This is a genomic window from Enterobacter cloacae complex sp. ECL414 (genome assembly GCF_021869685.1).
GTDB classification, from domain to species: domain Bacteria; phylum Pseudomonadota; class Gammaproteobacteria; order Enterobacterales; family Enterobacteriaceae; genus Enterobacter; species Enterobacter kobei.
The window spans coordinates 1,243,805-1,266,066 of the sequence record NZ_CP091481.1 but is presented as its reverse complement, the minus strand read 5'-3'; the positions used below and the strand labels follow the sequence as shown (position 1 = coordinate 1,266,066).

The 22,262-nt window shown below is 61.2% G+C and carries 20 protein-coding genes; 8 read left to right on the top strand and 12 right to left on the bottom strand.

What is annotated here, in order from left to right:
• Position 1: 1 nt before the first annotated feature.
• Both L3068_RS05820 and L3068_RS05815 read right to left on the bottom strand, forming a co-directional pair.
• Positions 2-997, bottom strand: coding sequence for an ABC transporter permease (locus tag L3068_RS05820; RefSeq protein ID WP_023332366.1), 996 nt, complete (start codon positions 995-997; stop codon positions 2-4).
• Entirely contained in the window at positions 994-2,496 is a 1,503-nt protein-coding gene (locus L3068_RS05815) for a sugar ABC transporter ATP-binding protein (RefSeq protein ID WP_047344414.1), read from the bottom strand. Before L3068_RS05815 ends, L3068_RS05820 begins: the two co-directional genes overlap by 4 nt.
• Positions 2,497-2,655: 159 nt before the next feature.
• Here L3068_RS05815 and L3068_RS05810 point away from each other — a divergent pair, with 159 nt between their 5' ends.
• The 4 genes from L3068_RS05810 (at position 2,656) to L3068_RS05795 (ending at position 5,411) form a co-directional block, all read left to right on the top strand.
• Complete coding sequence (locus tag L3068_RS05810; protein WP_023336901.1) at positions 2,656-3,744, top strand: oxidoreductase; 1,089 nt, start codon at positions 2,656-2,658, stop codon at positions 3,742-3,744.
• A 59-nt stretch (positions 3,745-3,803) separates the two neighbouring features.
• A complete protein-coding gene (locus L3068_RS05805; protein ID WP_014882958.1) occupies positions 3,804-4,547 on the top strand; it encodes an SDR family NAD(P)-dependent oxidoreductase in 744 nt (247 codons plus the stop codon).
• Positions 4,548-4,729: 182 nt separating this feature from the next.
• Complete coding sequence (locus L3068_RS05800) at positions 4,730-5,026, top strand: type II toxin-antitoxin system RelE family toxin (RefSeq protein ID WP_048339223.1); 297 nt, start codon at positions 4,730-4,732, stop codon at positions 5,024-5,026.
• Positions 5,007-5,411 (top strand): helix-turn-helix domain-containing protein, encoded by a 405-nt coding sequence (locus L3068_RS05795; protein ID WP_014882956.1) that lies wholly within the window; start codon positions 5,007-5,009, stop codon positions 5,409-5,411. The genes L3068_RS05800 and L3068_RS05795 overlap by 20 nt, the downstream gene beginning before the upstream one ends.
• On the opposite strand, the gene L3068_RS05790 is transcribed toward L3068_RS05795, so the two are convergent.
• The 7 genes from L3068_RS05790 to entC form a co-directional block, all read right to left on the bottom strand.
• Positions 5,408-5,605, bottom strand: coding sequence for a YbdD/YjiX family protein (locus tag L3068_RS05790; RefSeq protein WP_014169079.1), 198 nt, complete (start codon positions 5,603-5,605; stop codon positions 5,408-5,410). The two genes, L3068_RS05795 and L3068_RS05790, sit on opposite strands and share 4 nt — an antisense overlap.
• A 59-nt stretch (positions 5,606-5,664) precedes the next feature.
• Positions 5,665-7,770 (bottom strand): pyruvate/proton symporter CstA, encoded by a 2,106-nt coding sequence (cstA, locus tag L3068_RS05785; RefSeq protein ID WP_023332362.1) that lies wholly within the window; start codon positions 7,768-7,770, stop codon positions 5,665-5,667.
• Positions 7,771-7,919: 149 nt separating this feature from the next.
• Positions 7,920-8,333: a proofreading thioesterase EntH gene (gene entH / locus L3068_RS05780; protein ID WP_032637220.1), complete on the bottom strand. Its 414-nt coding sequence runs from the start codon at positions 8,331-8,333 to the stop codon at positions 7,920-7,922.
• Complete coding sequence (entA, locus tag L3068_RS05775; protein WP_032637221.1) at positions 8,334-9,089, bottom strand: 2,3-dihydro-2,3-dihydroxybenzoate dehydrogenase EntA; 756 nt, start codon at positions 9,087-9,089, stop codon at positions 8,334-8,336. It abuts the gene before it with no gap.
• Positions 9,089-9,943: an isochorismatase gene (locus tag L3068_RS05770; protein ID WP_014882952.1), complete on the bottom strand. Its 855-nt coding sequence runs from the start codon at positions 9,941-9,943 to the stop codon at positions 9,089-9,091. Before L3068_RS05770 ends, entA begins: the two co-directional genes overlap by 1 nt.
• Positions 9,944-9,953: 10 nt before the next feature.
• Positions 9,954-11,564: a (2,3-dihydroxybenzoyl)adenylate synthase EntE gene (gene entE, locus L3068_RS05765; RefSeq protein WP_117580671.1), complete on the bottom strand. Its 1,611-nt coding sequence runs from the start codon at positions 11,562-11,564 to the stop codon at positions 9,954-9,956.
• 9 nt (positions 11,565-11,573) lie between these two features.
• Positions 11,574-12,749 (bottom strand): isochorismate synthase EntC, encoded by a 1,176-nt coding sequence (gene entC / locus L3068_RS05760; RefSeq protein WP_047344416.1) that lies wholly within the window; start codon positions 12,747-12,749, stop codon positions 11,574-11,576.
• A gap of 187 nt (positions 12,750-12,936) precedes the next feature.
• On the opposite strand from entC, the gene fepB reads away from it, so the two are divergent.
• Complete coding sequence (gene fepB, locus L3068_RS05755; protein ID WP_047344417.1) at positions 12,937-13,896, top strand: Fe2+-enterobactin ABC transporter substrate-binding protein; 960 nt, start codon at positions 12,937-12,939, stop codon at positions 13,894-13,896.
• 83 nt (positions 13,897-13,979) lie between these two features.
• Here fepB and entS read toward each other — a convergent pair whose 3' ends face one another.
• Entirely contained in the window at positions 13,980-15,215 is a 1,236-nt protein-coding gene (entS, locus tag L3068_RS05750; protein WP_014882948.1) for an enterobactin transporter EntS, read from the bottom strand.
• 108 nt (positions 15,216-15,323) lie between these two features.
• On the opposite strand from entS, the gene fepD reads away from it, so the two are divergent.
• The 3 genes from fepD to fepC are packed head-to-tail and all read left to right on the top strand — an operon-like array spanning position 15,324 to position 18,108.
• Positions 15,324-16,328, top strand: coding sequence for a Fe(3+)-siderophore ABC transporter permease (gene fepD, locus L3068_RS05745; protein ID WP_047344418.1), 1,005 nt, complete (start codon positions 15,324-15,326; stop codon positions 16,326-16,328).
• A complete protein-coding gene (gene fepG / locus L3068_RS05740; RefSeq protein WP_047344419.1) occupies positions 16,325-17,317 on the top strand; it encodes an iron-enterobactin ABC transporter permease in 993 nt (330 codons plus the stop codon). Before fepD ends, fepG begins: the two co-directional genes overlap by 4 nt.
• A complete protein-coding gene (gene fepC / locus L3068_RS05735; protein WP_032637228.1) occupies positions 17,314-18,108 on the top strand; it encodes an iron-enterobactin ABC transporter ATP-binding protein in 795 nt (264 codons plus the stop codon). Before fepG ends, fepC begins: the two co-directional genes overlap by 4 nt.
• An 82-nt stretch (positions 18,109-18,190) precedes the next feature.
• Here the strand turns inward: fepC and entF are convergent, their stop codons facing one another.
• Both entF and L3068_RS05725 read right to left on the bottom strand, forming a co-directional pair.
• Positions 18,191-22,048: an enterobactin non-ribosomal peptide synthetase EntF gene (gene entF, locus L3068_RS05730; protein ID WP_117580673.1), complete on the bottom strand. Its 3,858-nt coding sequence runs from the start codon at positions 22,046-22,048 to the stop codon at positions 18,191-18,193.
• Positions 22,045-22,257 carry an MbtH family protein gene (locus tag L3068_RS05725; protein WP_014882944.1) on the bottom strand — a complete coding sequence of 71 codons (213 nt, stop codon included), beginning with the start codon at positions 22,255-22,257 and terminating at the stop codon, positions 22,045-22,047. The genes entF and L3068_RS05725 overlap by 4 nt, the downstream gene beginning before the upstream one ends.
• Positions 22,258-22,262: the final 5 nt, after the last annotated feature.

Genomic DNA, 22,262 nt, shown 5'->3' with positions numbered 1-22,262 from the left:
ATCAGCGTTTTTGTATGTAGGTCATCGCCAGCGCCACCGCGAGCACCAGCCCTTTTATAATGTCCATGGCGTAATACGGCACGGAGAGCATCACCAGCCCGTTCGACAGCACGCCGAGAATAACTGCCCCAACCAGCGTCCCCAGCGCGTTCGGCTTGCCGGAACCCGCCAGCGAGAAGCCGATCCACGCCGCGGCCACCGCATCCATCAGATAACCGCCCCCGGCATTCACCTGCGACGAGCCAATGCGCGAGGCCAGCAAAATCCCGCCCAGCCCCGCCAGCAGCGAGGCGATCACGTAAGCTGCCACCTTGTAGCGCGTGGTGCGAATACCGGAGAGGCGTGCGGCTTCCGGGTTGCCGCCGATGGCGTACATGCGTCGGCCATGCGTGGTGAGGGACAGTCCCAGCTGCGCGAGAACCGTCACCACCAGCATGATGATGACGATGGTCGGCACCTGCCCCAGCAGGCTGAACGCCGCCGGAATGGTCCCTTCCGCCATATCACCGCTCGGCAGCACCATGTTTTCGGTAATCGACCCGCCATAGCTGTAAGTCATCGCCACGCCCTGGATCACAAACAGGCTGGCGAGGGTTGCGAGCATGTCCGGAATACGCAGGATGACGATCAGAAACGCGTTGAACAGCCCCACCAGCGTGCAGAGCGCAAGGGTAATCAGAATCGACTCGGTAGTGCCGAAGCCGTGCCAGACGAAAAGCGATATCACCAGCGCGTTTGCCAGCGACGCGGTGGATCCCACGGAGAGATCGAACCCGCCGACGGTCAGCGAAATCGATACGCCAATGGCAATCACCGTCACGATGGCGATCGCGCGCAATATGTTGATGATGTTGTTCGGATCGAGGAAGTTGTCCGAGGCCAGGCCAAACACCGCCACCAGCGCGACGACGGTCAGCAGCATGCCCCACTTGTAGAGAAAATCGAAAATATGCTGACGGCCTGACGCCGCCGCAGTCACTGAAAGGGCCTTACTCACGACGCCGATCCTCCGGTTGAATAATAAAGTAGTGTCTCTTCACGGGCCTCGGCCCCGGCGATTTCCGCCACGATACGTCCGTCCCACAGCACGCAGATGCGGTCGCACAGCCCGACCAGCTCGGCAAATTCACCCGAGGCATAAATCACCCCTTTGCCCTCGCGCGCCAGGCCGTCAATCAGCTGGAACAGATCGGTTTTGGCTTTCACGTCCACGCCCTTAGTCGGCTCATCGAAAATCAGCACGCTGGCATCATTACGCAGCCATTTACCGATGGCGACCTTCTGCTGGTTGCCGCCGGATAAACGGCGCAGCACCTGCCCCGGCCCCCGCGCACGCACGCCGACGCGGGCAATCACCTCTTCTGCCCAGCGCCACGCCTGACGATGACCAAACAGGCTCCAGCGCGAGAAGCTGTTATCGGCGCACACGGCAAGGTTCATGCTCACGGGCTCGTCGATAAAAATACCCTCCTTGCGCCGCTCCTCCGGCACCAGCGCCAGCCCGCGCAGCACCGAGTCGGCCGGGTCGCGCGGTTTCCAGGGCTGATGATTCAACTCGCCTTGTGTCACCCGGCTTTTCGTGGCGCCAAACAGCGCCTTGCAAAGTTCGGTTTTGCCCGCGCCCGCCAGCCCGGCAATGCCCAGAATTTCGCCTTTGCGCAGGTGAAGGGAGATATCTTTCAGCAGCGCGTCATCGTGCAGGCCCTCTACGCGCAGCAACGTTTCGTCGCTGTGCGGGGGGCGAGCAGGCGGGTAAATATCGCTCAGCACGTGGCCAAGCATCTTCTCAACGATCGCTTCGCCGCTGAGATCGGCCATCGGGCCGGACTCAATCAGCTTGCCGTCACGCAGCACCGTCAGGGTGTCGCAGATGGCTTTCAGCTCGTGAATACGGTGCGAGATAAACACTACGCCGATGCCCTGCTGCTGCAGGCGTCTCACCACCGCAAACAGGCGCTCGCTTTCGTGTGCATCCAGCGGTGCGGTGGGTTCATCCAGAATTAAAAAACGGCAATGATGGGACAGCGCCCGCGCCAGCAAAATCTGCTGTTTTTCAGCAAGCGTGCAGCTGTCGACCGATCGCCGAACATCCATGGACACGTCCAGTTGCGCCAGCGCCTGTATCGCCTGGTGACGAACCGCACGCCAGCTGAAGCGGTGCCCGGGCTGCGCAAGCTGGTCGAGCATGATGTTCTCGGCAATGCTCAGCCCCGGGATCAGCGCCACGTCCACTTCCTGCTGCACAAGGTGAATGCCCAGCCGCTTGGCGTCCAGCGGCTCGCGGATCGTCACCGACTGGTTGTTAATGCAAATCTCGCCTTCATAGCGATCGTGCGTTCCGCACAGCACCGCCATCAGCGTCGATTTCCCCGCGCCGTTGGCGCCGGTCAGCGCATGCACCGACCCTCCGCTCAGGGTAAAGTCCACCCGTGACAGCGCCTGAAAGCCGGAAAAGGCCAGGCTGATACCACGCATCTCAAGGCGACTGGAAACCATCCGCGTAAATCCTTCATTACTCTTCTGATTTATCGAATTTTTCACAGCGCCGGTTGACTGACAACGACGGAAAAGGCATAAGATAAAGCGAAATATTATTAGCCATCCGGATGTCCAGACATAACATCGGGTTAGCGCGTGCTAAAAAAGGACAACACCATGAGCAATACCGATATCCGCGTCGTGCCCGGCCCGGCGAACTACTTCTCCCACCCAGGCAGCCTTGCGCATCTCAATGATTTCTTCACGCCGGAGCAGCTTTCCCGCGCGGTGTGGATTTACGGCGAGCGCGCCATCGAAGCCGCGCGCCCTTTCCTGCCAGCGAGCTTTGACGCGCCGGGGGCAAAACACCTGCTGTTTAAGGGCCACTGCAGCGAGCGCGACGTCAGCCACCTGGTGAATGAAGCCGGCAGCGACGTCAGCGTGGTGATAGGCATCGGCGGCGGCGCGGTGATGGATACCGTCAAAGCCGTGGCGCGCCGTTCAGGTGTACCGTTCGTGGGCATCCCCACCATCGCCGCGACCTGCGCGGCGTGGACCCCGCTCTCCGTCTGGTACAACGATGAAGGCCAGGCGCTGCAGTTTGAGATTTTCGACGACGCGAACTTCCTGGTGCTGGTGGAGCCGCAGATCGTTCTCAATGCCCCGGCGGAATACCTGCTGGCGGGCATCGGCGACACGCTGGCGAAGTGGTACGAAGCGGTTGTGTTGGCACCTGAGCCGGAAAACCTGCCCCTGACCGTGCGGCTGGGCATCAACAGCGCGCTGGCGATCCGCGACGTGCTGCTGGAACGCAGCGAGGAAGCGCTGGCAGACCAACAGCGTGGCGAGTTATCGCAGGCGTTCCGGGACGTAGTGGATGCGATCGTTGCCGGCGGTGGAATGGTCGGCGGTCTGGGCGAGCGCTACACCCGCGTGGCGGCGGCGCATGCCGTACATAACGGGTTAACCGTGCTGCCGCAGACGGAAAAATACCTGCACGGCACCAAGGTGGCCTACGGCATTCTGGTGCAAAGCGCCCTGCTCGGCCAGGACGACGTGCTGGCGCAGCTGGTGGCGGCCTATCAACGCTTTAACCTGCCGACCCGGCTACGCGAACTGGACGTTGATATTAATAACCGCGACGCGCTGGATAAGGTTATTACCCACACCCTGCGTCCGGTGGAGTCGATTCATTATCTGCCCGTTGAGTTAACCCCTGACGTTCTGCGCGCCGCGTTTGAGAAGGTGGAAACATTCCCCCGTTAAATGCGCCGACCGTCTATACCTAATGATGATTCTCACCACTCTCTCGCAACGAGGTCATCATGCAGATCGATTTAACAGGTAAGAAAGCGCTGGTTACCGGCGCCAGCCGTGGGTTGGGCCGTGCGATAGCCCTGTCGCTGGCCCGCGCCGGTGCCGATGTGGTTATAACGTATGAAAAATCAGCCGATAAAGCCCAGGCGGTCGCCGATGAGATAAAAGCGCTTGGCCGATACGGTGAAGCCGTACAGGCTGACAGCGCCAGCGCGCAGGCGATTCAGGATGCCGTCACCCATGCGGCGCGCGCGCTCGGCGGGCTGGACATTCTGGTCAACAACGCCGGGATCGCGCGCGGTGGCCCGCTGGAGTCCATGACGCTGGCTGACATTGACGCCCTGATCAACGTCAACATCCGCGGCGTGGTGATCGCCATTCAGGAAGCGCTGGTGCACATGTCTGACGGCGGGCGCATCATTAACATCGGCAGCTGCCTGGCAAACCGCGTGGCCATGCCCGGTATTGCCGTTTACTCCATGACCAAGTCGGCCCTCAACTCTCTTACCCGCGGCCTGGCGCGCGATCTCGGCCCGCGCGGCATCACCGTCAACCTGGTGCATCCCGGTCCGACCAACAGCGATATGAACCCGGAGGACGGGGAACAGGCGGAAGCCCAGCGCCAGATGATTGCGGTCGGCCATTACGGTCAGCCGGAAGACATCGCGGCGGCAGTCACTTTCCTTGCCAGCCCAGCCGCCGGGCAGATCTCCGGTACCGGTCTGGACGTGGACGGCGGTTTGAACGCCTGATCGCATATTTCTGCAAGCCTCTGTCACCCGGCAGAGGCGCTTCCGGGCCGCCTCGACGGTTTGCGTTTTGCCGCTTTCTCGCGGTTTTTCGCCGCTCTACAGTACCCCATTAGAAATTCGGATTTTATCTAATAGTCTTATTATTTCCTTATATTTTGTGTGGGCGTACAGTGGAGGTACGGATGAAGATTGTCTGGTCAAAGAATGCAAAGAAAGAGTTTTCCAAAATCGATGGCCGATATCAGCGAAGAATCAAAGTTAAACTTTCTGAGCTAGACGATCGCTCAGCTCCCCGGCCCGATATCAAAAAAATATCGGCGACAGAAAATCATTTCCGGCTACGCGTTGGCGATTACCGCATTCTGATTACACTTCGGGACGATCCCGATAAACATTGTTATGTTTTGGCCGTCAAGCGCAGAACATCAACGACCTACCTTCACGAGGAGAAAGCCCCCTATGGCTGTTCAGCTAATTAAGGACGATGACGGAAAAACGCAGTACGTGGTTATTCCCTATGATGAATACTTTCGTATGTGCTTACAGATGGCAGAAATCGACGACGAAACCGACGATGATCTGGAGGATATTGAAGTCGAACACGATTGTTATGATGACGTAGGTTTACCGGGGGAAGTGTGCGACATCATGCATAACGAGAACGTCAGCCTGCAGGCCGCGTGGCGCATCCATTGCGGGTTATCCCAGCAGGAGGTGGCGCAGAAACTCGGCATCACCCAGTCCGCCGTCTCACAGCTGGAAGCGCTGGACTCCCGCCCGCAAAAACGTACCCGCGAAAAGCTGGCGGCAATTTACGGCTGCAAGCAGGAGCAGATCAGCCTCTATTTACCAAAAGAGGGTTAACAGCACTTCGCCCCGCCCTTGCCGCCGTAGCGGGCGTCCTGGCGGTCGCGGAAAAAGGCTTCGTAGGTCATGGGCGTCTGGTCCGGGTGGTTGACGCGCATATGTTCAACGTAGTTGTCGTAGTCCGGCACACCAATCATCATTTTGGCGGCCTGGCCCAGGTACTTACCTGCTTTGGAGAGGGTGTCGAACATCGTTCTGGTCTCACAGAAAATGTAGGCCGGGTAAGCGCTAGCGCCACCCGGCACACTGGTTAATGCGCCCCTTTCGCCTGGGTGACAATCTCTTCCAGGTTTTCAGGCATTGGCTCATACGGTGTCTCTTTCGCCGTTGGCTTATCCACTTTCAATGCTGCCAGCGCGGTTTTAAGAGAATACAACGCCAGCACCACGACCACCACCATAAAGAAGATGGTCAGCCCGGCATCCAGACGGTTATTAAACACCAGCTGCGACAGCTGAGACTCGGTGTACTGCGCCGGGATCTTGCCGCTGTCGATCATCGCCTGGAACTTGTTGGCAATCGCCAGGAAGCCCACTTTGTTATCCGGGCTGAAGGCTTTCTGCCAGCCTGCCGTCAGGGTACAGATCAGCAGCCACGCGGTCGGCACCAGCGCCACCCACGCATAGCGCTGGCGCTTCATTTTGAACAGCACCACCGCGCAGAGCATCAGCGCCATGCCTGCCAGCATCTGGTTAGCGATACCGAACAGCGGCCAGAGCGTGTTAATGCCGCCTAGCGGATCCACCACGCCCTGATGCAGGAAGTAGCCCCACGCCAGCACGCACAGCGCCGTCGCCAGCAGGTTTGCCGGGAGCGAATCGGTACGCTTAAGGTTCGGGGAGATCACCCCCAGCAGATCCTGCAGCATAAAGCGCGCCGCACGCGTACCGGCATCCACCGCCGTCAGGATAAACAGCGCCTCGAACAGAATGGCGAAGTGATACCAGAACGACACGTCCATCAGCCCACCCAGCGCACCGTGGAGAATGTAGGCCATACCCACCGCCAGCGTTGGCGCACCACCCGCACGGGAGATAATTGACTGCTCGCCCACCTCATTAGCGATATGCGTCAACGTTTCCGGGGTAATCGCAAAGCCCCAGCCGCTGACCACCTGCGCAGCAGACGCCACGACGTCAACGGTCCCGGCCGGGGCCAGTACCGCCATCGGGCTGTTCATCGCGAAGTAGACGCCCGGGTCGATAATACAGGCGGAAACCAGCGCCATAATGGCGACGAAGGATTCCATCAGCATGCCGCCGTAGCCAATCAGGCAGGCCTGATTTTCATTCGCCAGCATCTTCGGCGTGGTTCCGGAGGCAATCAGCGCGTGGAAACCAGACACCGCACCGCAGGCGATGGTGATAAACAGGAACGGGAACAGGTTGCCGGTCCAGACCGGGCCGGTACCGTCGATGAACTTAGTCAGCGCAGGCATGGTCAGGGTCGGACGCATAATCAGAATGCCGATCGCCAGCCCGACGATGGTACCGATTTTCAGGAACGTAGAGAGGTAGTCACGCGGGGCCAACAGCAGCCATACCGGCAGCACCGCCGCAACAAAGCCATACCCCACCAGCATCCAGGTCAGCTGTATACCGGTAAAGTCGAAGAACGGCGCCCAGGTCGGGCTTTCCGCCACCCAGCCGCCGGAAATAATGGCGAACACCAGGAACACCAGGCCAATCACCGACACTTCACCAATGCGTCCCGGGCGCAGGTAGCGAATATAAATTCCCATAAACAGCGCCAGCGGTATGGTGAACGCGACGGTGTATGTCCCCCACGGGCTGTGGGTCAGCGCTTTCACCACAATCATCGCCAGCACCGCGAGGATGATCACCATGATCATAAAGGTCGCCACCAGGGCAATCACCCCGGCGGTTGCCCCCATCTCCTCTTTCACCAGCTCGCCCAGCGAACGGCCGTCGCGGCGGGTGGAGACGAACAGCACCATAAAGTCCTGCACCGCGCCCGCCAGCACCACGCCCGCGAGGATCCAGATCATCCCGGGCAGGTAGCCCATCTGGGCCGCCAGCACCGGCCCCACCAGTGGGCCCGCCCCGGCAATCGCCGCAAAATGGTGACCGAACAGCACTTTTTTGTCGGTCGGGACGTAGTCCAGACCGTCATTATGACGTACGGCAGGCGTCATGCGCGTCGCATCAACGCCCAGGACGGTTTTCGCGATATAGCGGCCATAAAAACGATACGCGATCAGATAAATGCAGACGGAGGCGACAACGATCCAGAGCGCATTGATCTGTTCCCCCCGGTTGAGGGCGATATAGCCCAGGGCAAAAGCTCCCACAACGGAGAGCCCTGCCCATGTAAGGTATTTCCCTGAGTTGTTCATTGTGGTTATCCGTTGTTGTGAAACAGTGAGATGTTACATTTTGTTTCTAGAACAACGGCAAATATTTAACAACTCTGAAACGCAATAATGTGTGGTCAAACCAGAGATTTACACCACAGTGTTAAGCCGATCACTTTCAGCTAAATGACTTACCCCAACACCATCGTACTCAACCTGCAGGTACAGCATCGTCGTCCCTGCTCGTCGAAAACCACAATTTCCCAGCTCTGGTTTGTTCTCCCCAGATGCAGCGGCTGGCACACCCCACACACCTTTCCCTGCGCCACGGCACGGTGGTGTGTGGCGTTCAGTTCGGTGCCCACGACGCTTTGCCCGTCACGGGTCATCAGAAATCCGGCCATCGACCCCAGCGTTTCCGCCAGCGCGGCTGAGGCGCCGCCGTGCAGCAGGCCAAACGGCTGATGGGTACGCGCATCCACCGGCATCTCGGCCTCGAGCGTGTCGTCGCCGAGGCGGGTATAGACGATGCCCAGATGCGCCACCAGGGTGTTCATGCTGGTCGCGTTCAGCTCGTCGAGCGATAAATGACGTTTCCAGATCATTTACGCCCCCAGCGTGGAGCCGCCGTCCACCACGATATCCTGCAGAGTGATATGGCTGGCGGCATCGGAGGCAAGAAACAGCACGGTACTGGCAATCTCCTGCGGACGGGCGATTTTGCCAAGCGGAATACCAAGCTTGAACTGCTCGCCAAAACCGCGAATGCGCTGCTGCTGTGCATCGTCGTTCGTCCACAGGGTCCGCTGCATATCGGTGTCCGTTGACCCCGGCGACACCAGGTTACAGCGTATGCCGCTGCCCGCCAGCTCCAGGCCGACGGTCAGGGCGAGGCTTTTCAGTGCCGCTTTCGAGGCGCCGTAGGCGCTCATCCCGATACGCGGCGTATGTGCCGCGTCAGAGGAGACGGTGACGATCGCCCCGCCCTGCTGACGGCGAAACTGGCCCATCGTCTGCTGGAACAGGTTGAACGCACCGCCAACGTTGACCGCGAAGGTCTGCTGCCAGTCCTCCTGCGAGAGCTGGTCCGTCGCCCCCATACGCAGAATACCCGCCGCGTTGACCAGCACGTCCAGGCGTTCAAGCGAAGCCAGCACGCGGCCACACACGTCACTCACCTGCGAGGCATTTGCTACGTCCAGCGTTTCAGTCGCGAAGGGGTAGTCGTCCTGCGGGAAGGCCAGATCGAACCCGGTCACCTGCGCGCCCGCGTCAACAAACGCCAGCGCCGTCGCGTAGCCAATCCCCTTCCCCGCGCCCGTCACCCAGACGGTTTTGCCGCTGAAATCAAATCCCGCCATCACTTCACCTCGCGGGAGAGCAGCGCCCACCAGGCGTCGAGGGTAGGATTTTTGGCCAGCATCACGAAGTCGATATCGCCATGCACTTTGCGCCAGCGGGCGGCCAGCGCCATCATGCGCACCGAGTCCAGACCATAGTCGATCAGGTTTTCGTCATCCATCGGCTCATCGGACTCGTCCAGCAGCGGCAGGATCAGCGCGCGCAGCGCCGTTTTCGATGCCGGAATGGACGGCAGCAGCTCGTCGGTCATCACCACGCGGCCTGAACGCCCGGCAACGTAGTTGAGGGACATCAGGTGCTCGTCGCGGGTGAAATCCGCCAGCGCGTCGGCGATAAAGAACGGCTTGATGTCGCGCATAAAGGCATCGGTCGCAGTGGTCATACAGCCGATGTGGGCGTACACGCCGGTAATCAGCAGCTGGTTGCGGCCGGTCTCTTTCAGCATCTGCTCCAGCGGCGAACGATGGAACGCGCTATAGCGCCACTTCACCAGCACGGTGTCCGCTTCGTCCGGCGTCAGTTCGGCCACAATACGCTGCTGGTCCGGCGAGCGGGTCAGGCCCGGCCCCCACATGTCGTTCAGCAGGGCGCGGTCCTCATCGCTCTGCTCTTTTGGCTGCGCGGTGTAGTACACCGGAATATTGTGCGCTTTGCAGTACGCGCGAAGTCTGGCGATGTTCGCCACCACCTGCTGCATCATGGCGCTGTTTTCGCCCCAGAAATTCAGGAAATACTCCTGCATGTCGTGGATCAGCAGCGCGGCACGTTCTGGCTCGAACGCCCAGTTCACTTTATTGGCTGGCAGTTCTGCAGCGGTCGGCAGCGCGTAAGCGGTTAATTTTGGAATGGCCATACTCTGTTCCTCAGCCCTGTGCCCGTTCAGCCAGCCACAGGCGCAACTGTTTCTTATCAACTTTGCCGACCGGCGTCAGCGGGAGCGCATCCACGCTCTCCACGCGGTCCGGCAGTTTAAACTCGGCAACGCCCTCCTCGCGAAGAAAGCGGCGCACCTCGACCGCGCGCAGGGGCTTTTTCACCACCAGATACGCGCAGCTCTTTTCGCCCAGCAGGCTGTCCTCCATGCTCACCAGCGCGGCGTGGATCACCGACTCATGGCGCAGCAGCAGGTTTTCGATCTCTTCCGCGGCGATCTTCTCTCCGCCGCGGTTGATCTGATCTTTCTCGCGCCCCTGCACGGTGATATAGCCCTGCTCGTCGATGGCGATCAGATCGCCGGAGCAGTAAAAACCCTCAGCGTCGAAAGCGCTGGCGTTGTGTTCCGGGCTGTTAAAATAGCCGCGGAAGGTGTACGGCCCGCGCGTCATCAGACGCCCGACTTCCCCGCGCGGCAGCGGATTGCCGTGTTCATCTGCCACCCACACTTCGTCGTCCGGACACATCGGGCGGCCCTGGGTATTGATGATGCGTTCCGGGGCGTCGTCGAGCGCGGTGTAGTTCACCAGCCCTTCCGCCATGCCAAACACCTGCTGAAGCTGACAGCCGATTTCCGCCGGAATGCGCGCGGCAAGCGTGGCGGAAAGGCGCGCACCGCCCACCTGCAGGAGCTTGAGAGATTTAAGCTGTGCGTTCCCCGCGCCGTCGGCAATCGCCTGCAACCACAGGCTGACCGCCGGTGGCACCAGCGAGGTGACGTTGATCTGATGTTGTTCAATCAACGGGAAGCAGAGCGTGGCGCTCGGGTCGCTCGCTAACACCACGCAGCCACCCGCCGTGAAAACGCCTAACGATCCCGGCGAACTCATGGCGTAGTTGTGCGCCGCGGGCAGCGCGTTCAGATAACGGGTCTTCGCGGTAATGCCGCAAATCTCGTTGCTGCGGCGGATGCTGTAGTCGTAATCGTTGTGCGTGCGCGGGATCAGTTTCGGCGTGCCGGTGCTCCCCCCGGAAAGCTGAAAGAAGGCCACTTCATCGGCGGGCGTCGGGTTCGGGATGACGTTGTCCGCCGGGCGGGTAATCGCCGCGTCCAGGGCGTGTTCGCCCTTATCGCCGCGCAGGAGCACGACGCGTACCGACCGATGCGCATCCACGAAGGTGTTGAGGAAATCATCGCCCGCGAACAGCGCGTGATCGCGATCGGCAATCAGCACGGCGGGTTTGATCTGCATAGCGTAGGCGTTCAGTTCGCTGCGCTGATGGCTAAAGAGCGCGTTGACCGGCGCGACGCCAATGTGCAGCAGCGCAAAGAAGGTTATGTAGAACTCGGCCACGTTGCCGAGCTGTACCAGTGCGGTTTCACCGCGATGCAGCCCCTGCGCCTGAAGTGCGGACGCGAGGTTGTTCACCGCCTGATTAAAGTTACGATAGGTGATAAGCCGATCGCCGTCGATAATCGCCACGGCATCGCTGTCCGCATGGTCCGTCAGGATGTGGGTCAGCGGCAGATCCTGCCAGTAGCCTTTTTCTCGGTAGCGACGGGCAAAATCCTCCGGCCAGCGGGTAAAGGGAATGGTCATCAGTCTTCCTTAGTGCAAACCAAACACGTTGAGCATGGTGGAAAGCTTCACACCGGTTTCACGCCATTCGCCCACCGGAGAGGAGGCAGGCACAATGCCCGCGCCGGCAAACAGGCGAACGGTATTGTTATGCAGACGCGCGCAGCGGATGGTCACCACCCACTCGCCGTTCCCTTCGCTGTCGCACCAGCCGACGATGCCGCCGAACAGCTCGCGATCAAACGGTTCCAGCTCGGCAATCAGCGCTTTCGCCGCCTGATGCGGGAAGCCGCTCAGGGCAGGCGTCGGGTGCAGCAGGCAGGCCAGCGTCAGGGCGTTCTCGTTTTCACGCGCCTCGCCCTCCACCGGCGTTGCCAGGTGCCACAGCGTTGGCGTGGTAATGAGCTGCGGAGAAGACGGCATGCTCAGGTGATGGCTGCGCGGTTCCAGAATCGCTTTCATCGCCTGGGTGACCAGATCGTGCTCGTGGCGATCTTTTTCGGACGCCAGCAGCTTATTACCCGCCTCGCGATCCAGTACATCGTCCGGCTGACGACGCGCGGAGCCTGCCAGCGGCAGCGAGCTAAAGTGCGCGCCCTCTTTGCGCAGCAGCAGTTCCGGGCTGGCGCCGAGCAGCACGCCCCCGTCCTCCAGCGGTACGTGGAAGTTAAAACTGGCCGGATTCTGGGCGATAAGGCGCTCCATCAGGGCACCGCTGTCCAGCTTTTTGTCAGCCGCGATATCAATCAGACGCGACAACACCACCTTGTTCACCCGCGGGGTGGCGGTGAGCGACGCTGCACGCGCGACCATCTCTTCAAACACGGGCTGCGCAGGGATCTCGGTGCGTTGTTGCACCTTCAGCGCCTGTGAACCGGAGAAATAACGTGCGGATTGCTGACGCGCAGGACGGGAAAAGGTCTGCCAGCGTTGCGGAATAAACAGCGACGACGGCTTGCGGGTATCAAAGGGAATGGCACCCACCATCACCGGATGGGCAATGCCGCTGGCTTTCGCATTCCGGAAAGCCTGGGCTAATTTTTGCTGGAAGTGACCTGCCGGATCGTCGCCGCCGACGGCGGGTTCACTGAAGCGGGCAAAACAGCCGGAGGTGGTAAAACTGCGGTAAGGCGACATAAAGAAAAAGCTGTCTGATGGCAGCGTGGTCGCGGTGTGCTGAACTTCCTCAGCCAGGGACGTGTCCATATCATCCTCCACAAACGATAAAAGAAGCAATAATGATTATCATTTATATTTTCGTCGGCTAACCTAATCCCACAGCGCCCCGCTGTCAACCGTCGGACAAATAACTTATGCGACAAACGCTTGCATCCCTTCCCGGCAACCATGAAAATGAGAAGCATTATCTTCAACAAAAACAGGATGCCGAGCTGTGAATCTTCCCGCCCTTTTCCGTAATGCCCTTTTTTTAACAGGCGTATTTGTTTTAGGCGTTACCTCATCGATTGCCGCCGACTGGCCGCGTCAGGTCACCGACAGCCGTGGCGTTCATACCCTTGAGCACAAACCGACGCGCATTGTCTCCACCAGCGTGACCCTGACCGGCTCCCTGCTGGCAATTGATGCGCCGGTTATCGCCAGCGGTGCGACCACGCCGAATAACCGCGTCGCGGATGCGCAGGGTTTCCTGCGCCAGTGGGGAGACATTGCGAAACAGCGTAAGGTTGCGCGGCTGTATATTGGTGAACCCAGCGCAGAGGCGGTGGCCGCCCAAATGCCGGATCTGATTTTGATCAGCGCCACCGGCGGGGATTCGGCGCTGGCGCTGTACGATCAGCTCTCGGCCATCGCGCCCACGCTTATCATCAACTACGACGACAAAAGCTGGCAGGAACTGCTGACGCAGCTGGGCACGATGACCGGACACGAAAAGCAGGCCACCGAGCGCATTGCCGCATTTGATGAACAGCTCGCCCAGGTGAAGCAGCAGATGACGCTGCCGCCGCAGCCAGTAAACGCCATCGTCTATACCGCCGCCGCACACACGGCGAACCTGTGGACCACGGAATCGGCCCAGGGCAAGCTTCTGCACCAGCTGGGCTTTACGCTGGCGGACCTGCCTGCCGGCTTGCATACCTCGAAAAGCCAGGGGAAACGCCACGACATTATTCAGCTGGGTGGGGAAAACCTGGCGACGGGGCTAAACGGCGAAGGGCTGTTTGTCTTTGCCGGCGACCAGAAAGACGTGGATGCGATCTACGCCAACCCGCTGCTGGCGCACCTGCCAGCTGTGCAGAACAAGCGCGTCTGGGCGCTGGGAACGGAGACGTTCCGCCTGGATTATTACAGCGCGATGTTGGTTTTACAGCGTTTAGAGGCAATTTTCAGGTAATAACTGCGCCCGGTGGCGCTTCGCTTACCGGGCCTACGGGTGCAAAATGTAGGCCCGGTAAGGCGCAGCCGCCACCCGGCAAATCACACCGGAGCACTCTCCTGCCTGAACCGACGCAACTCCACCAAAACCGCCAATAAAATCACGCCAACAACGGCTAACACTAACCCGCTGCTGCTCGCCGAGGCCACCGGACTCATGACGGCTCCCAGTCCGCCAAGGATCGCCGCACCGATCGCATCCCCCGTCACGTTCTGCGCGGTCCACAAACCGTTAATGCGCCCGAGCATCCCCTCCGGCGTCTGGGTCTGGATCAGGGTGTACTGTAAAAGCGAGCTGATGGCGCTCAGCCAGCCAAAAATCGTCAGACACATCACCCCGAGCGCCCACACCGGCATCAGGCTGAAGAAGCCAATGGCAACAAACGAGGCCAGCGTGGCAAGCAGCATAATCAGCCCCGGACGCGCGCTCTGCGCCAGATGACCGCTGGTCAACGCGCCGCACGCCGCGCCGAGCGGAATGGCGGCGTAGAGAATACCGATTTCCGAGGCGCTCATCTGCCACTCGCCCGCCAGCGCCGGGTACAACACGCGCACCGCACTCGCCATGGTCAGCAGGCCACCGAGCAGCGCAATGCCGCCAATCAGCGGGTTGCTGAACAGAAAACGAATGGCCGCCATCAGGGACTTCAGCGGATGCTCACGCGGCTGCGGCGGAGGTGGCAGCAACGGCAGGCGCAGCAGCGTCAACGTGGTAATGAAGGTTCCCGCCGCCGCCAGCCCGTAGTTCCACGCCACGTTGCCGGTGGCCAGCAGCAGGCCACCCACCATCGGCGAAATCACCGAGCCGAGGCGCACGGTGAGCATGGTGATCGCCCCCGCCTGCATCAGATTCTCACGCCCCACCAGCGCAGGCGTCGCCGCCAGCAGCGCCGTCACGCCTAGCGAGGCAAAAAAACCGTCCCACAGCCCCAGGGCGTAAATTGCCATCAGCGACGGCTCCGGCAGCAAAGCGTTAATACACAGCCCGATAAAGCCCACACCACAGGTGCCGCGCGCCAGCAGGATCAGTTTTTTACGCTCGTAGCGGTCCGCCAGCACGCCGCCGACCATCAGGCCGATAAACATTGCGCTGCCGGTTAACGTAACCGATAACCCCACCAGCCAGCTGGAGTGCGTCATGGCCTGGATCTGGACCGGCACCGCCACGCCGAGAAGCCCGAGGGACAAAATGGAGATAAAGCGCGCGATAAAAACGGCGCGATACGCCGGGTGCGTTTTGAGCAGGCTGAGGTTGAGCAGCCAGGATTTTTGATTCATGACAAAGCCTTGAGTCTATTTCTACCCATTCCATGGGCGCACATGCTAACATAGCCAAATAAGATAGATAACGATAATCACTATCATTATCAAATCATGGATGTTGCTATGTCGTTTTCCTCTTCTGCGGTGCGCGCCATTGCCGTGCCCGTATTATTGCTGCTGTTGATCCTTGCGATTGCACTCAGTCTGCTGGTTGGCGCGAAGTCCCTGCCCGCATCCGTTATTGTCGATGCGCTCTCCGGAAGTTGTCAGAGCGCCGACTGCGTTATCGTGCTCGACGCTCGTCTGCCCCGAACCCTCGCCGGACTGCTGGCCGGTGGTGCCCTCGGTCTTGCCGGGGCCCTGATGCAAACCCTCACCCGTAACCCGCTGGCGGACCCCGGCATTCTCGGCGTGAACTCTGGCGCCAGCTTTGCCATCGTGCTCGGCGCGTCGCTGTTCGGATTGACGTCACCTTCTGAGCAACTGGTGATGGCCTTTTGCGGCGCGCTGGCCGCCTCGCTGGTGGTCGCGTTTACCGGCAGCCAGGGCGGCGGACAGCTAAGCCCGGTACGCCTGACGCTGGCTGGCGTAGCGCTCGCAGCGGTGCTGGAAGGCTTATCCAACGGCATCGCCCTGCTCAACCCGGACGTCTACGACCAGCTGCGCTTCTGGCAGGCCGGCTCGCTGGATATCCGTACTCTCGACACGCTGAAAGTGGTGGCGCTCCCGGTCATTATCGCCGCCGCCGTGGCGCTGTTGTTAAGCCGGGCGCTCAACAGCCTCAGTCTTGGCAGCGACACCGCGACCTCACTCGGCAACCGCGTGGCGCGCACGCAGCTGGTTGGCCTGCTCGCCATCACCGTCCTGTGCGGCTGCGCGACCGCCATAGTCGGCCCGATTGCCTTTATCGGCCTGATGATGCCGCACATGGCGCGCTGGCTGGTGGGGGCCGATCACCGCTGGTCATTGCCGGTCACCTTGCTTGCCACCCCGGCCCTGCTGCTGTTTGCCGATGTGCTCGGGCGTCTACTGGTGCCAGGCGAACTGCGGGTTTCGGTGGTCAGCGCCTTTATCGGCGCGCCGGTGCTGATCGTCCTGGTACGACGCAGACGCGGAGGTGGCGCATGAGGGTTCTGTCCCGTCGTTTAATCACCAGCGTATCTCTGCTGGTTATCGCCACGGTTATGCTGGCGGTCTGGAGCCTGCAAAGCGGTGCGGTCACGCTCGATTTCGTGCAGGTCTTCCACGCCCTCACGGGCAGCGCCCCGCGCAATATCACCCTGGTGGTCACCGAATGGCGACTGCCGCGGGTGGCGATGGCGATTCTGGTGGGCGCAGCGCTCGGGGTCAGCGGCGCGATTTTCCAGTCGCTGATGCGCAACCCGCTCGGCAGCCCGGACGTAATGGGCCTGAATACCGGAGCCTGGAGTGGCGTACTGGTGGCGATGGTGCTGTTCGGCCAGCACCTGACAGCCATCACCTTTACGGCGATGGCGGGCGGTATTCTGACGTCGCTGGTTATCTGGCTGCTTGCCTGGCGCAACGGCATCGATACCTTCCGCCTGATCATCATCGGTATTGGCGTGCGCGCCATGCTGATGGCCTTTAACACCTGGCTGTTACTGCAGGCCTCGCTGGACACCGCGATCTCCGCCGGGCTGTGGTATGCCGGTTCACTCAACGGCCTGACGTGGGGCAAAACCTGGCCCGCCGCACCGTTGATTTTGCTGATGTTTATCGGCGCGCTGCTGCTGGTGCGCCGCATGCGGCTGCTGGAGATGGGCGACGACAGCGCCTGCGCGCTGGGCGTGAGCGTTGAGCGCTCGCGCCTGATGCTGATGCTGGTGGCCGTATTACTGACCGCCGCCTCCACCGCCATCGCCGGGCCGATATCCTTTATTGCGCTTGTCGCCCCGCACATCGCCCGGCGTCTTAGCGGCACCGCGCGCTGGGGATTAACCCAGGCGGCGCTGTGCGGATCGCTGTTACTGCTGGCCGCCGATCTCTGCGCCCAGCGGCTGTTTATGCCCTATCAACTGCCGGTGGGCGTGGTAACCGTCAGCCTCGGCGGGATTTACCTCATCGTCTTGCTCGTTCAGGAGTCACGCAAGAAATGACAGACACAACAACCCGCTTGCGCGGCGAAAACCTTACCCTTGGCTACGGCAAAAAAATCATTGCCCGTGATTTAACCGTCGCTATTCCGGACGGCCACTTCACGGCGATTATCGGCCCGAACGGCTGCGGCAAATCAACCTTGCTGCGCACGCTGAGCCGCCTGATGACCCCGGTTGAGGGCAGCGTGTTTCTGGACGGAGAGCAGATCCAGCGCTTCGCCAGCAAAGAGGTGGCCAGGCGCATCGGGCTGCTGGCGCAAAACGCCACCACGCCGGGGGACATCACGGTGCAGGAACTGGTCTCGCGCGGGCGCTATCCGCACCAGCCGCTATTTACCCGCTGGCGTAAAGAGGACGATGAAGCGGTAAACCGCGCGATGCAGGCGACGGGGATTACCGCTCTCGCCCAACAAAGTGTCGATACCCTTTCCGGGGGCCAGCGCCAGCGCGCGTGGATTGCGATGGTGTTAGCGCAGGAAACCTCCATCATGCTGCTGGACGAGCCAACAACGTGGCTGGATATCAGCCATCAAATTGACCTGCTGGAGCTGCTGAGCGAGCTGAACCGCACCCAAGGGTATACGCTGGCGGCGGTGCTCCATGATTTGAACCAGGCGTGCCGCTACGCGACGCATCTGATTGCCTTGCGCGACGGTGAGATTGTGGCGCAGGGCGCGCCGAAGGAGATTGTGACGCCGGATCTGATCGCGCAGATCTACGGTATGCGCTGCATGATTATTGACGATCCGGTGGCGGGAACGCCGCTGGTGGTGCCATTGGGTCGGCGGTAATTGCCGCGTGGCGGCTACGCCTTACCCGGCCTACATTCAGCTCCCGTAGGCCCGGTAAGCACAGCGCCACCGGGCATTTGCACTATCCCAACATTTCCCTCAACACCGGCCCAATCTTCTCAAACGCCTGCGGCGAAATGATATCCACGTGGGCGCAATCCTGGCTATGCACCTCAAGCTCCGCCACCCACGGCGCCCAGGCGACCTGCGGATCCATCGTGCGCGTGCGCTCGGCGACAAACAGCGTCGCTTTGCCGTCAAACCGCGCGCTGTGCGCCGTGGTGAGCAGGCGCACCGCATCGGCGTAGTTGCCCTCGATGGCGCCAAACAGCTCGCTGCTGCCCTGCCCCTGCTGCGCGGCGATAAACGCCTGCCGCTCGCGCTCAATTTCCGCCAGCACTGCCGGGTCGAGGCCGTTGGCCTCTTTCTCCGCCCAGTTCTGGGTTTCCGGTGGCCAGGTATCCAGCAGGCCAAGGAACGCCACCTCTTCACCCTGCGCGCGCAAACGAGCGGCAATAGCCTGCGCCAGCGTGCCGCCGAGGGAATAGCCGAACAAATAATACGGCCCCTGCGGCTGCTGCTTACGCAGCGTATTCAGGTGATGATCAATCACCCCATCCAGATCCGCACACTGCTGCATCGGCCCTTCCGGTCGGGGAGACTGAATACCGGTGATAGACCAGCGCGGGCTGAGGTGGCGCGCCAGCACGCTGAACTGCCAGGCAAAACCGGACGCCGGATGGAAGCAGAACAGCGTCGGGCCATGGCTTTCACGCAGCGGCAGAACGGCTTCATACCCCAGACGCTGCGCCTGCTCGTCGTTCATTTTTAAGTCCAGCAGCGCACTGAGCTTGCTCACCGTCGAGGCGACCATAATCTGCCCCGGCGTGACCTTGCGGGCGAACGTGCGGCTGAGCTGCGCCGCCAGCCGCATCGCCAGCAGCGAGTGGCCGCCGAGGGCAAAGAAGTCGGCTTCGATATCGTTCACCTCGCAACCCAGCAGCGCGGCAAACGCCTGCGCCACGCCGATTTCGGTGTCCGTTTCCGGCGCGCGTCCGGTGGTTTTGCTGGTCAACTCCGGCAGCGGCAGCGCCTTGCGGTCGAGTTTGCCGTTCGCGCTGAGCGGCAGCGCGCTGAGTTGCAGCAGCACCACCGGCACCATATGCGGCGGAAGCTGCGCCTTAAGCGATTCCAGCAGCGCATCGCGATCCAGCGGTAAACCGGATTCGGAGACAACGTATCCCACCAGCTGGCGGGCATCGCCCCCCGTTGCCGCCGCCTGGTTGAACACGCAGGCATGCGCCACGGCCTGCGCCACGTCCGGCAGCGACAGCATCGCCCGGTCGATTTCGCCCAGCTCAATACGCTGGCCGCGAATTTTTAGCTGATCATCGCTGCGGCCCAGATATTCTACCGCCCCGTTATCCAGCCAGCGGGCGACGTCACCGGTGCGATACATCCGCTCGCCCGGCGCGAACGGGTCGGCGATAAAGCGGCTGGCGGTGAGATCCGGACGCCCCAGATATCCCTGCGCCAGCTGAATGCCGGTGAGATACAGATCCCCCGCCACGCCGAACGGCACCGGGCGCATCATTGCATCCAGAATGCGCAGCCCCGTGTTCCACACCGGGAAACCAATCGGCACGCTATTGCCTTCAATGGCCGCCAGCTCAGGGCCAAACGCCGGATACCAGCTCACGTCCACTGCCGCTTCGGTCGGGCCGTAGAGGTTGTGCAGCGGCGCACGGGTGAGCTGTTGCCACTCGCGGCACAACCCGGTCGGCAGCGCTTCGCCGCTGCAGAACACCTGCTTAAGCGTCCTGCAGCAGTCGACGTTTTCCGGCGTCAGCGAGGCGACAAACGCCGCCAGCATCGACGGCACAAAGTGGGTCGTCGTGACGCCATACCGGGCGAAGAAGCTCTGCATCGCCTGCGGGTCCCGGTGCGCATCCGGCTCGGCCATCACCAGCTTCGCCCCGGCGATAAACGGCCACCAGAACTCCCAGACCGAGACGTCAAAGCTGCACGGCGTTTTCTGCGCCACCACGTCATTCGCTGTCAGCGGGTAGTGGTTCTGCATCCACTTCAGGCGGTTAACGATGGCGGTATGCCCAACCATCACCCCTTTCGGACGCCCGGTTGAACCCGAGGTAAAAATGATGTACGCCGTCTGCTCCGGTTTCGCCACGCGCAGAGGCTCAGTACCCGCAGCAGGCAAAAGCATGTTGTAACTAAACGAAGCTATGGGCAGTTCGCTAAAGCGCGGAAGCTGCTCATCGGTGGTAATCAGCAGGGACGGCTTTGCGTCCTCCAGCATCATCCGCAGGCGGTCGTCCGGGTAACCGGTGTCCAGCGGTAACCACGCGGCGCCGGCTTCCACAATGCCGTGCAGGGCCAGCGTCAGGAATACCGAACGCGGGAGGGCCACCGCCACGCTGTCGCCCGGCTTCACGCCGCGCGCACGCAGCAGGTTTGCCAGCGCGACCACCTGCTCGCGCATCTGGCGGTAGTTCAGCTCGATGTGCGCATCCGCCAGCGCGGGGGCGTCCGGCGTCCTGCTCGCCTGTTCCGCCACCAGCTCCGCGAGCGTGGTGGAGGGTAGCGCCAGCCCGGTGTCATTGATGCGCGCAAGCTGCGCGTACTCTTGCTCTGACACGGTTTCCACTTCCCCACATCGCAGGTCCGGGTTAGCGGCAAACTGCACCAGCATCGCGTTCAGGCGCGCGACGTGGCCCTTCAGCGTTGTTTCATCGTAACGCTGTTTGCTGGCGAGAATTTCAATGCTTAATCCGCCCTGTTCGTCCGGGAACAAGGCCAGCTCGAGATCGTTCACCGGTCCGGTCGCCAGCGTGTGGGTGATGGCCTCTACGCCGTCGAGTTCCAGTTGATAATCGAACACCTTAACGTTCAGCACCGGGCCAAACAGGGCTTCATCACCCGCCGCCTTACCGCTGTCGCGGAGAATTTGCTCCGCGTCGTAGCGCTGATGGCGGCGCATTTTTTTCAGCTGGCTCGCCAGACGCAGCGCCAGCCCAGGCAGGCTCTCCTGCGGATCGATATTCACCGCCAGCGGCAGAACGTTGAGCACCGGTCCGGTTGCGGTCAGCGCGACGGAGCCCATGCGGCGCATAAAGATAAACCCGGCGGCGTAGTCCAGACGCCCGGTCAGGCGGCCCAGCCACAGCGCGACCAGCGCAAGCGCCAGATCGGTACGCTGAACCTGCCCTGCAGCCTGCGCAAGCTGGCTAAACGCGCTGCTGTCGGCGACGATTTTCAGGCGCAGGATGTCAGTTGTCGCGGCGCGCCCCGGCAGCGGCGCGGAAGAAAGAGAGACCGGAGGAGGAAGCTGTCTGCGCTGCGCTGCCCAGAAGTCACCGTCGCGTGCATACACCTCGCTTTCACGATAGCGCTGATACTCTTCCACCACCTCGGCGAAGGGTGAAAAAGGAGAAGGTGGCGTGGGGTCGCCCTTTTTCCATGCGGCATAAATAGCGGCAATCTGGCGGGTAATCGCCGGGAAACTGAAGCCATCCACCACTAAGTGATGATAACGCTGATACCAGTACCAGCGTTCTTCCCCCACCTGAATCAGCAGATGAAACGCCAGCGGTTGACCGCTGTCGACGCGCAGGTTCTGGTTGAGATCGGCTTCCATCAGCGCCACGGCGGCATCATGAGAGTCCACGCGAACGATGGACGGTTCCGGCAGCATGACGGTTTCATCCACCCACTGCCACACCTCACCGTTATCTTCGGCAAAACGCATCCGCAGGGTATCGGCCTGCATCATGCCTTCAGCAATGGCTTTTGCCAGCAACGGCGCGTCGATATCGCCCTTTAGCTCAGTGTAGTGCGCCACGCTCCAGGCATTTGGCAGCGCGGACAACTGCTCCGCCATCCAGATACCCGGCTGGGCGGCGACAAGCGGAAGACGGCTCATGCGTTTTCCCCCGCAAAATACGACGGCTCAAGCGTCTGCCAGTGTTCCGCCAGCCACTGCTGGCACACGTCCTGAGGCTGCGCTTCGCATACCACGCGCCAGCCCGCGGGCAATTCGCACTGCTGCGGCCACAGGCTGTACTGCCCCTGGTCGTTTTGCAAAATGACAAACTGTCCCTGCGGATTATCGAAAGGATTGCTGAATTCCATACAGA

Coding starts and splice junctions, on each gene's coding strand:
- fepC (WP_032637228.1), top strand. CDS start 17,314: ATGACAGACACAACAACCCGCTTGCGCGGCGAAAACCTTACCCTTGGC.
- L3068_RS05815 (WP_047344414.1), bottom strand. CDS start 2,496: ATGGTTTCCAGTCGCCTTGAGATGCGTGGTATCAGCCTGGCCTTTTCC.
- entA (WP_032637221.1), bottom strand. CDS start 9,089: ATGGCGGGATTTGATTTCAGCGGCAAAACCGTCTGGGTGACGGGCGCG.
- cstA (WP_023332362.1), bottom strand. CDS start 7,770: ATGAACAACTCAGGGAAATACCTTACATGGGCAGGGCTCTCCGTTGTG.
- entH (WP_032637220.1), bottom strand. CDS start 8,333: ATGATCTGGAAACGTCATTTATCGCTCGACGAGCTGAACGCGACCAGC.
- fepD (WP_047344418.1), top strand. CDS start 15,324: ATGTCGTTTTCCTCTTCTGCGGTGCGCGCCATTGCCGTGCCCGTATTA.
- fepG (WP_047344419.1), top strand. CDS start 16,325: ATGAGGGTTCTGTCCCGTCGTTTAATCACCAGCGTATCTCTGCTGGTT.
- L3068_RS05800 (WP_048339223.1), top strand. CDS start 4,730: ATGAAGATTGTCTGGTCAAAGAATGCAAAGAAAGAGTTTTCCAAAATC.
- L3068_RS05795 (WP_014882956.1), top strand. CDS start 5,007: ATGGCTGTTCAGCTAATTAAGGACGATGACGGAAAAACGCAGTACGTG.
- entE (WP_117580671.1), bottom strand. CDS start 11,564: ATGACCATTCCCTTTACCCGCTGGCCGGAGGATTTTGCCCGTCGCTAC.
- L3068_RS05725 (WP_014882944.1), bottom strand. CDS start 22,257: ATGGAATTCAGCAATCCTTTCGATAATCCGCAGGGACAGTTTGTCATT.
- L3068_RS05770 (WP_014882952.1), bottom strand. CDS start 9,943: ATGGCCATTCCAAAATTAACCGCTTACGCGCTGCCGACCGCTGCAGAA.
- entS (WP_014882948.1), bottom strand. CDS start 15,215: ATGAATCAAAAATCCTGGCTGCTCAACCTCAGCCTGCTCAAAACGCAC.
- entC (WP_047344416.1), bottom strand. CDS start 12,749: ATGGACACGTCCCTGGCTGAGGAAGTTCAGCACACCGCGACCACGCTG.
- L3068_RS05810 (WP_023336901.1), top strand. CDS start 2,656: ATGAGCAATACCGATATCCGCGTCGTGCCCGGCCCGGCGAACTACTTC.
- entF (WP_117580673.1), bottom strand. CDS start 22,048: ATGAGCCGTCTTCCGCTTGTCGCCGCCCAGCCGGGTATCTGGATGGCG.
- L3068_RS05805 (WP_014882958.1), top strand. CDS start 3,804: ATGCAGATCGATTTAACAGGTAAGAAAGCGCTGGTTACCGGCGCCAGC.
- L3068_RS05790 (WP_014169079.1), bottom strand. CDS start 5,605: ATGTTCGACACCCTCTCCAAAGCAGGTAAGTACCTGGGCCAGGCCGCC.